At 74.7% G+C, this 2446-nt stretch carries 2 protein-coding genes; one reads left to right on the top strand and one right to left on the bottom strand.

Annotated elements, in window-relative coordinates; genetic code table 11:
* A partial coding sequence (locus tag L1885_RS27120) for a DUF6214 family protein (RefSeq protein ID WP_235799800.1) occupies positions 1-720 on the bottom strand: 720 nt, incomplete at its 3' end.
* Between the two features lie 351 nt (positions 721-1071).
* Between L1885_RS27120 and L1885_RS27115 the strand changes: the two genes are divergently transcribed.
* Positions 1072-2151: an NADH:flavin oxidoreductase/NADH oxidase gene (locus tag L1885_RS27115; RefSeq protein WP_235799799.1), complete on the top strand. Its 1080-nt coding sequence runs from the start codon at positions 1072-1074 to the stop codon at positions 2149-2151.
* The last annotated feature ends 295 nt before the right edge of the window (positions 2152-2446 follow it).

Raw genomic sequence — 2446 nt, 5'->3', positions numbered from 1 at the left:
GCCCGCGCCCGGCGCCGGGCCGAAGGGGCCGTCCGCGGCCCGGACGGAGAACCCGTCGGCGACCGGCGCGGCACCGATGGCGGGACCGGTCTCCGGCGCGAGGACGGGGCCCCCTTCCGGCACGGGGAAGGCGCCGGCCTCCCGCGCGGGGAAGGCGGCGGTTTCGGGCGGGGGGAGCACGCCGGCTTCGGGTGCGGGGCAGGGTTCGCGGTCCGCGGCAGCCGCCCGGCCCTCCGCGCCGCCGTTTCCCGCTGCCGTGTCCGTGGCCCCTTCTGTGACCGGCGCCGGTCCGGCCGCCGGGGCCGGAGTGTGGCCCGTCTCACCCGTCGCGTCCGGCGCGGACGGGCCGAGGGTCTCGGACCGGGACGGGGACGGAGTGGGGGAAGGCGACGAGGACGCCGGCGGGGACGTGACGGAGGTCACCGACGCACAGGCCTCCTGGAGCGGGGCGTCCAGCGCGGAGGCGAGCGCGGCGAGTCCCGCGAGTGGCAGCGGCGGGTCCGCCTGCGCGTCCTCGATGGCGATCGAGTCGCCGCGCAGGACCGCCAGTACGTCCACCCGCGCGCCGTCCGGCAGGGTGAGACGGACGTCGAACCAGGGGGCGAGGACGTCGTGCCCCGCGCCGCTGGACGTTCCGTATCCCTGCACTTCCCAGACCGGGAGGCCCTGCGCGGTGTACTCATCACATTTACGGGCGGTCATCAGCTTGTGTTCCGACACATTCACAACTTAATCAGGCAATCCGTCATTATTCGCCCTTATTGCCATGACGCGCCGTCGGCCTACTCCCCGCATGGGCGCCACCGGATGCGCACGCATCCGCCCGACCGCACCGCCCCCGCGACCGCGGGCGGTGCGAGGTCCCGGCCGAAGCGGAGGCCCGGCGAGGGGTGAGGCGGCTCACTCCGGGATGGCGCGGGACGGCCCCTCGGAGGGTGAACTCGGCCGTGGGACGGGGCAGAAGCGGAAGCGACGGGCCGGTTCGGCGCACCTGCCGTTGTTTGACAGCGGCCGTAGTACGACAGGTATCGTACTAGCGTTCCGCCGTTCCGCGTCCTGATTGGAGCTCCCGTGAGCGCCCTCTTCGACCCGTACCCCCTGCGGTCGCTGACCATCCCCAACCGGATCTGGATGGCGGCCATGTGCCAGTACTCCGCGCAGGCCACGGGTCCCGGCGCCGGCGTTCCGGGCGACTGGCACTTCGCGCACCTGGCGGCGCGCGCGACCGGCGGCACGGGGCTCATCATCACCGAGGCCACGGCGGTCGCTCCGGAGGGCCGCATCAGCCCGAACGATCTCGGCATCTGGAACGACACGCAGGTCGAAGCGTTCCGCAGGATCACCCGCTTCATCACGGAGCAGGGCTCGGTGCCCGGCATCCAGATCGCCCACGCGGGGCGGAAGGCGAGCACCCACGCGCCGTGGGAGGGCGGCGGGCCGGTGGCGCCGGAGGACGGCGGCTGGGACGTACTCGGCCCGAGTGCCGTGCCGTTCGCCGAGGGCCACAACGTGCCGGCCGAGCTGACCACCGAGGGCATCGCCGAGATCGTCGGCCAGTTCGCGGACGCCGCCCGCCGGGCGCTCGACGCCGGGTTCAAGGTCGCGGAGATCCACGGCGCCCACGGCTACCTGATCAACCAGTTCCTCTCGCCGCACAGCAATCGCCGCACGGACGAGTACGGCGGCTCGTACGGCAACCGCGTGCGTTTCGCGCTGGAGGTCGTGGACGCGGTGCGCGCGGTGTGGCCCGACGACCTCCCGGTCTTCTTCCGCATCTCCGCCACCGACTGGCTGGAGGAGAACGGCTGGAACGCCGAGGACACCGTCCGCTTCGCGGACGAACTGCTCGCGCACGGCGTGGACCTGATGGACGTCTCGACCGGCGGCAACGCCTCGGGCGCGCGCATCCCCCTCCGCCCCGGCTACCAGGTCCCGTTCGCGGCGCAGATCAAGGCGCGGACCCGGATGCCGGTGGCGGCCGTGGGTCTGATCACCGAGCCGGAGCAGGCCGAGAAGATCCTGGCCAACGGGGAGGCGGACGCGGTCCTGCTCGCCCGCGAGCTGCTGCGCAACCCGTCGTGGGCCCAGCGCGCCGCCGCCGAACTGGGCGCCGCGGCCCACGTTCCCCAGCAGTACGCGCGCGCGTTCTGAGAGACGCGCGCGCTTTCCGAGAACGGCCGGAGCGCCGGCCCGCGGTGCGCGACTCGACCCACGCCGGGCCGACACCGTCATACCCCGCGAGTACCGCGCCCGACCACCGCGCCACCGGGCCGCCAAGCACGGACCGGAGCGCGGCGACGGGCCGGGGTGGTACGAAAAGCCCAGCGGCCCGGCAGGACCGGTGCGTGACGACCGGCCGAGGCGCGAGGGACCCGCGGACCGCGGGCCGGGCGGCGGACGGCGCGGCGAGCGGGCGGACCGGCCGGGCGGCGGGGCCGCGGCGGAC

The organism is Streptomyces fuscigenes (genome assembly GCF_021556455.1).
Classification (GTDB): Bacteria; Actinomycetota; Actinomycetes; order Streptomycetales; family Streptomycetaceae; genus Streptomyces; species Streptomyces fuscigenes.
The sequence above is the reverse complement of the archived record's forward strand: the minus strand, read 5'-3'. Positions and strand labels throughout refer to the sequence as shown.